Below are 6,964 nucleotides of genomic sequence, written 5' to 3'. Positions count from 1 at the left end.
GCCTTTTATTTCCTTCTGAAAGTGTCGAAAAAATACTTTTTTAAGTAAAAAGAAAACCGGGCAGTTAAATTCATGCCACCCGGAATGTTTCCTCTATATGCCAGTATTCATTTATGATATTACAGGCCTCCGCTGCGGAGGGTTTCCGCAAATTTTCGGATACTGGCCCTGTCTGTTTCCCAACTCTGCCATAGACCTGCCTGCGGATCCCGAATGAAAACAGTACCCATATATTTGCCGCCCAAAGCTACTAATATTCTGTCTGTTGTGATTACGGCATTGCCATAAATATCCCGGTCAGGACTATCCCCTTGCAGTGAAATGCCGATTTTTTGGGATTCCATAAGCCAGGCACTGACAGAAACATCTTGCTGTGTTATATCCTCAATTTCTTTTTGAGAGAAAGTTTCCACACCGGATTTAGGGATTTCGAGATTAAGTACGGCCTGTCGTATTAAATCCAGCAGCACTGCAAAGCTTTCCTCTTCGGCACGCCCTATGATGATGTCATCTTCGGGCAGGTGCAGGTAAAACTGAACCACCCTTAGTTCAGTAAATTCCTTTTTATTGTCTCGCTCTACCTCCCCGGCATTATTCAGCAGAAGCCAGATGCCGCCTGCTAAAACAGCCAACGCCACTAATGCCGCAATTATCTTCAACCTGCTTCTATTCATTGAGCTTCCCCTCACTAAAATCTGTCATTCAGGCTGTTAATTCGACATTTTATGCTGATTATCCTGCCATATTCACCCTGAATTAATGCAAATAGACTTTTCCCTCATCACCGTCAACGATTCCGCAAAAAACCCCCTGCCATTGGCTTTCACAGCCTGGCAGGGGGTTCTGTTAACTACTTTTAATCTTATCCAAATGAAGGCTGGTTCACATTCTGATAGACACCCATCATAGTCTGGGTGGTCTGCTGTGCCAGGGTGGGCACCTGATACATCCCTTTTTGGTTCATATAAAGGAAAACTTCATGAGCAAGGTTAGCCGCCGAGACAGCGCAATCCAACATCATGCTGCGCAGGTTGGGGTCAGCACACTCAAGAGCGCCTCTAAACTTGAGGCAGGCGGCTGCCTTATTGCATCCCAACATCGCTGAAGCTACATCCCGATCATCCATCTCATTGATCCCGGTATTGGGCTGTACTGCTCCCGGCTGCCTGAGTCCGTATTTTACACCGGTACTCTTGGCAGTCCTGTATGGCACAATTGAACCGACGCCTTGGTTATGCAGTTGATTCACCATCTTATTGTAGCAATTGAACTTATGATTAATCTGGCTGTCCAAAATCTGCATAAGCTGTTGGTCTTTGACATGCTGCCTGTACAATTCGAACTGATTGATTCCGTTGATAGTGTCTGTGAGAGCCTCATGGATCATTATTAATTCAGTGGCCCCAAACCTCGCTGCCTGCATTCCGGTCTGCATTCCGGTCTGTTGACCTGCAAAACCTGACTGCATCCCGCTCTGCTGACCTGCATAGCCCATCTGATTGCCGGCTGGATAACCGGTTTGCCATCCGGACTGCTGGCCCTGGGATTGTGTAATGCTCTGCCCAATCTGGTTTCCCGGATGATACCATGACTGTGGGTTAGTTTGCTGCACTATCTGTTCCTCTCTGCCCAGATAGTGGGGATTCACATAATTGCCCTGCTGTGTTCCCAACTGGGGCTGAGCGCCGCCGATACCTGTGCTCTCCAAATGGGACTGAAAAGCGCCAAAACCCTGGCTTCCTGACCCAGCGTGACCATAAGTACTGTTGTTCTTGTACATTCTTATTCCTCCTCTTATGCAAATCTGTTAAATCTGACGGCTGACCGCCGCTATGACAAGTTTACCCCATTTTTTTCATTTGAATGTATGGGACAAATTTCCTCCGGCTTTGCCGAATTTCCCCGTTAAACCACATTAACAATTCCCATATCGCGAAGCGCCTGTTTAGCTGATTCGGTCTCTTTCGCCGAAGCCGCAGAAATATTCTCCAACGGGTCCGGGCATCCCTGCAATCCCCATTTGTGGCTGCCAAGCTTATGGAAGCCCAGCAGCTCTACTCGTTTCAGTCCCCTGACGGTTTTCAGGTATTCTCCAAGTCTGCGGATTTTTTGCGGTTCCAAAGTTATTCCGGGAATCAGGACATGTCTAACCCAGATCGGTATTCCCAGATCACCCACCACTTCAGCAAACCTTCTGGTTTTTTCGCCGGATGCCCCGGTAAGCTCCAAATGGTCAGCTTCATCAAGCTCTTTAATATCCAGAATTACCAGGTCGGTGACACCCAGCAGATCTTTTATCTCCTCACTGTCAACATAACCTGAAGTATCAAGGGCGGTATTCAGACCCATTTTCCTGGTTCCCGAAAATACGGCCTCCACAAACTGCGGCTGCAGAGTGGGTTCTCCCCCGGATGCGGTGACACCACCTCCGGAGGGCTTATAAAAATGGCGGTACTGCCTTATCTCCTCCAGCATAGTATCAGAATCCACTGCCCTGCCGCCGGTCATTTCCCAGGAATCCCGGTTATGGCAATACCTGCATCTTAAAGGGCAGCCCTGCATAAAAAAAACGTATCTTGTCCCGGGGCCGTCAACAGTACCGAATGTCTCCACCGAATGCATATATCCTTTTATACCCAAATTTCTCACCTGCCTAAATTTCTATCAGCCCCGTGAATTGCCCTATTATATCTATATCAAGCCGTGAATTGTCCTGTTGATGACATCCAACTGCTGTTCCCTGTTGAGGCTGATGAAATTGACAGCATAACCGGATACCCTTATGGTAAGCTGCGGATATTTTTCCGGATGTGCCATGGCCTCTTCCAGGGTTTCCTGGTTGAATACGTTTACATTCATGTGATGGCCATCCATGGCAAAAAAGCCGTCCAAAAGCCCTGTCAGATTCCGCACCATGTCTTCCCCGACCTTACCCAGCGCTTTGGGCACAATTGAAAAGGTATATGAAATTCCGTCCCTTGAGTAGTCATAGGGCAGCCTGGCAACCGAGCTCATGGCAGCAATAGCCCCTTTCCGGTCCCGCCCGTGCATGGGATTGGCTCCGGGGGCAAAAGGCTCGCCCTCTTTTCGCCCATCTGGGGAACTTCCGGTTTTTTTCCCATAGACCACATTGGAAGTTATGGTAAGAATCGATAGGGTTGGTTCCGCCCCCCGGTAAGTTTTCTGCTTTTTAAGCTTGTGCATAAACCTGATTACAAGATCAACAGCCAAACGATCTACTCGCTCATCATTATTGCCCATCTGGGGAAAATCCCCCTTAATCTTGTAATCAGTCACATAGCCCTGGCTGTTCCTGATGGTCTTCACCCTAGCATACCTGATGGCGCTGAGAGAATCGGCCACAACTGAAAGCCCGGCAATACCACAAGCCATAGTCCGCTCAATATCAAGGTCATGAAGAGCTAACTGGAGTCGCTCATAAAAATAGCGGTCATGCATGTAGTGAATGATATTCAGGGTATTGATATATAACCGCGCCAGCCATTCCAGAATGCTGTCAAACCGCTCCATGACCTCATCAAAATCCAGGTACTCCGAAGTTATCGGGGCAAACCTGGGACCTACCTGGATTCCAAGCCTTTCATCCCAGCCGCCGTTGACAGCATAGAGAAGGGCTTTAACCAGGTTGGCCCTGGCCCCAAAAAACTGCATCTGTTTACCTGTTTTCATTGCCGAAACACAGCAGGCAATCGAGTAGTCATCTCCCCACCGCGGCCGCATCAGGTCGTCATTTTCATACTGAATGGAGCTGGTTTCAATTGACAGGTGCACACAAAACCTTTTAAACTGTTCCGGAAGCCCCTGGGACCACAGTACCGTCATGTTGGGTTCCGGGGCCGGCCCGAGGTTTTGCAATGTATGGAGGAACCTGTATGATGTTCTGGTTACCAGGGTCCGCCCATCCAGACCCATTCCCCCTATAGACTCAGTCACCCAGGTGGGGTCACCGCTGAAAAGCTCGTTATATTCCGGAGTTCTCAGGAACCTCACTATCCTCAGTTTTATTACCAACTGGTCAATCAGCTCCTGGGCTTTTTCCTCTGTAAGCAGCCCCTTTGCCAGGTCCCTTTCCAGGTAAATATCAAGAAAAGTGGCCACACGACCAAAGCTCATGGCCGCCCCATTTTGCTCTTTGATAGCTGCCAGGTAACCAAAATAAAGCCACTGCACAGCTTCAGCGGCGCAGCCGGCAGGTTCGGAAATGTCGAATCCGTAGCCCGAGGCCATTTGTTTCATTTCCTTAAGGGCTCTTATTTGTTCACTGACTTCCTCCCTTGCCCTGATAAGGTCATCTTCCATAATTTCATATTCAATGTGCTTTAAAGAAGCCTCTTTGTCAGCAATGAGGAAATCCGCTCCATACAGGGCTACCCTGCGATAGTCCCCGATAATCCGTCCCCTGCCGTAAGCATCGGGAAGCCCCGTGATAATACCGGCCTTCCTGACCCTCCGCATTTCTTCGGTATAGGCATCAAAGACAGCCTGATTATGGGTTTTGCGGTGTTTGGTATAGAACTCCTCAATCTGTTTATCCAGATCATAGCCATAGGCTTTAGCGGCGCCGGCTACCATGCGGATTCCGCCGCTGGGCATCAGAGCCCGTTTCAGGGGCCTGTCTGTCTGCAGTCCGACGATGACCTCATTTTCTTTATTGATATACCCCGGTTCATGAGAAGTAATCGTTGAAATAATACCTGTGTCAATGTCCAGGACGCCGCCTTTTTCTCTCTCCTCAGCCAGCAGGCCGAGTACAATCTCCCACAGTACCCGGGTTTTTTCAGTTGTTCCGGTTAAAAATTCCGGGCCATCACTATAGGGCCTGTAGTTCTTTTGAATAAAGTCCCTGATATCTACTCTATCCACCCATGCTCCCGGCTTAAATTGCTGCCACTGCTCTTTCATTGATTTCCTCTCCTCTGCGAGTAGTAATAAATAGTATTCCGCAGATAGAAGCACATTATTTTTGACCGTCAAAAAAAGGACCAACTCATTAATTATGAGTCAGCCCCAGCTCTTACATTGCTTTCACCGAAAGCGTTATTCTATTAACCTCAACCGCCACCGCCGCCGCGGCGGAATAGAAAAAACAGTCCCACAAGCAGAGCAATCAAAATCAGGGTTTCCATTTGTTCACCTCTTAACTAACAAGTTTGCACTGTTTCCGCTTATTCCCCCAAATATGCCTTCCTGACCTCTGGATTGGCAGCCAGCTCATCGGCATCACCATGGAGGACCAATGTCAATTTTTTTACCCGCTAAATTTGCCGTTCTCCGTTTGGGTAGTTTAATTATTCTACACGTTCCTTGAAATCCCTCCTATTAAGGCATGAGATTTTATTGTATAACAATAACCATTATAGTTTTTCATCTATACTTATTGTTACATCCAGCGCCCTTTTGAACAGCTCTATGTGCCGGTCACCTTTGCGGTAAGCTTCAGAAGCTTTCTCCAATTCCCGGCCGATAATCTCATACTGCTTATAAAAGTGATCGAATTTTGTTTCCAGCTTAACCAGCTTTTCCTGAATGTTCCTGGCCTGACCTAGGACTTCCAGGTTGCGAATGCCTGACATAATAATTTGAAGGAAGGCATAAAATGTGTTGGGACTTACAGGCATAACTTTATTTTTCTCAGCTTCCTCTATAATCCGCGATGGATGCCCAAGATAGTTCTTTTCGGCAATTGTTTCATAATACACGGCCTCTGAGGGAATGAACATCAGGGCAAAATCCGATGTGCCCCGGTCAGGGGCAACATACCTGCCGATTTCTCTTATTCTGAGGATAACATCTTTCTCAAACTGCTTCCATAATATCTCCTTTTCCCTGGGATCTTCAGAATTCAGGTGTCTTACATAGTTGTCCCGCGGAAATTTGGAATCTATGGGAATCACCATATCCCTGTAATTGACGACAATATCCACAACTGCCCCGCCTCCGAGCCTGTACTGGCGGGTCCACATCCCCCTTGGCAAAACCTTATCCAGCATCTCCTCCAGGATTGCCTCACCATAGTTGCCTCTTATTTTCGGAGTCTGCAGAATATCCTTTAGGGAACGTCCCAGCCGGGCTGACTCTTCCTGCTGGCTGATTATTTTTTCTACGGTCGCCCGCATATCTGTCATCAGGGTTAGGGTTTCCCTGGTCCGCCGGTTGATATCCTCCCTGGCATCACTCATTTCTTTACGGGTGCTGTTAACTGATTCCTGAATTTGGCTGCGAAAATCGAGTAAGGTGTTTTTGACCAGCAGCTCCGGATCAAAGTCCTTTTTCCCGGAAAACTGCTTATGAAGCAGTATGAATACCAAAATTATCAGTATTGTAAGCATAATTATAATCATTACTTCCACAGCCTGTCCCTCCCCGAAATAAAATAATCCAGTCTTATCCTTCGACAATTTATGACCCAATCCTTTTTGCCTGGAGCAATATTTAAGGACAAAAACGGGATGGGTGTAAGCTGCACCCATCCCGTTTTATTTTCACTCACTAAAAAGGATTAACGCGGTATACAGATACGCTGTCCTATCACCAGAGCATTAGGATTAACACCGGGGTTCGCTGCTATCAGGGCCGCCACAGTGGTATTAAACCTTGCGGCAATAGCATAAAATGTATCTCCGGCCCGGATGATATAAGGCATGGTCCCGGGAGGACAGCCAATGGGGGGTATAGCCTGTGGTACACAGATGCGCTGTCCGATAAACAGGTTATTCGGGTCAACACCCGGGTTGACAGCAATCAGGGCTGCAACGGTAGTGTTAAATCTTATGGCTATGGAATAGTAAGTATCTCCAGCCTGGATAATGTATGGTACTGTTCCTGGAGGGCATACAGGCGGAGGAGCAACTTGAGGCACACAGATGCGCTGGCCGATTACCAGGGCATTGGGGTCAACACCCGGATTCGCTGCTATCAGGGCCGCCACAGTTGTGTTAAATCT

At 47.8% G+C, this 6,964-nt stretch carries 7 protein-coding genes; all 7 read right to left on the bottom strand.

Annotated elements, in window-relative coordinates; translation table 11 throughout:
- Positions 1-119: 119 nt before the first annotated feature.
- Positions 120-674: a hypothetical protein gene (locus Ga0451573_RS18620; protein ID WP_231685674.1), complete on the bottom strand. Its 555-nt coding sequence runs from the start codon at positions 672-674 to the stop codon at positions 120-122.
- A gap of 188 nt (positions 675-862) precedes the next feature.
- Positions 863-1,780 carry a spore coat protein gene (locus Ga0451573_RS18615; protein ID WP_231685672.1) on the bottom strand — a complete coding sequence of 306 codons (918 nt, stop codon included), beginning with the start codon at positions 1,778-1,780 and terminating at the stop codon, positions 863-865.
- Positions 1,781-1,905: 125 nt separating this feature from the next.
- The gene (pflA, locus tag Ga0451573_RS18610; RefSeq protein ID WP_231685671.1) at positions 1,906-2,640 is read right to left on the bottom strand and encodes a pyruvate formate-lyase-activating protein; all 735 of its coding nucleotides are present in this window, start codon (positions 2,638-2,640) and stop codon (positions 1,906-1,908) included.
- A 51-nt stretch (positions 2,641-2,691) separates the two neighbouring features.
- A complete protein-coding gene (pflB, locus tag Ga0451573_RS18605; protein ID WP_231685669.1) occupies positions 2,692-4,923 on the bottom strand; it encodes a formate C-acetyltransferase in 2,232 nt (743 codons plus the stop codon).
- A 263-nt stretch (positions 4,924-5,186) separates the two neighbouring features.
- Positions 5,187-5,258, bottom strand: coding sequence for an ABC transporter ATP-binding protein C-terminal domain-containing protein (locus Ga0451573_RS20345; protein WP_353740081.1), 72 nt, complete (start codon positions 5,256-5,258; stop codon positions 5,187-5,189).
- Between the two features lie 117 nt (positions 5,259-5,375).
- A complete protein-coding gene (rmuC, locus tag Ga0451573_RS18600; RefSeq protein WP_231685676.1) occupies positions 5,376-6,362 on the bottom strand; it encodes a DNA recombination protein RmuC in 987 nt (328 codons plus the stop codon).
- Between the two features lie 158 nt (positions 6,363-6,520).
- A partial coding sequence (locus Ga0451573_RS18595; RefSeq protein ID WP_231685668.1) for a LysM peptidoglycan-binding domain-containing protein occupies positions 6,521-6,964 on the bottom strand: 444 nt, incomplete at its 5' end.

The organism is Phosphitispora fastidiosa, from assembly GCF_019008365.1.
In the GTDB taxonomy this organism is placed as follows: Bacteria; Bacillota; Thermincolia; order Thermincolales; family UBA2595; genus Phosphitispora; species Phosphitispora fastidiosa.
This window is presented reverse-complemented; position numbering and strand designations above follow the sequence as displayed.

Coding starts and splice junctions, on each gene's coding strand:
- Ga0451573_RS18620 (WP_231685674.1), bottom strand. CDS start 674: ATGAATAGAAGCAGGTTGAAGATAATTGCGGCATTAGTGGCGTTGGCT.
- Ga0451573_RS18615 (WP_231685672.1), bottom strand. CDS start 1,780: ATGTACAAGAACAACAGTACTTATGGTCACGCTGGGTCAGGAAGCCAG.
- pflB (WP_231685669.1), bottom strand. CDS start 4,923: ATGAAAGAGCAGTGGCAGCAATTTAAGCCGGGAGCATGGGTGGATAGA.
- rmuC (WP_231685676.1), bottom strand. CDS start 6,362: ATGATTATAATTATGCTTACAATACTGATAATTTTGGTATTCATACTG.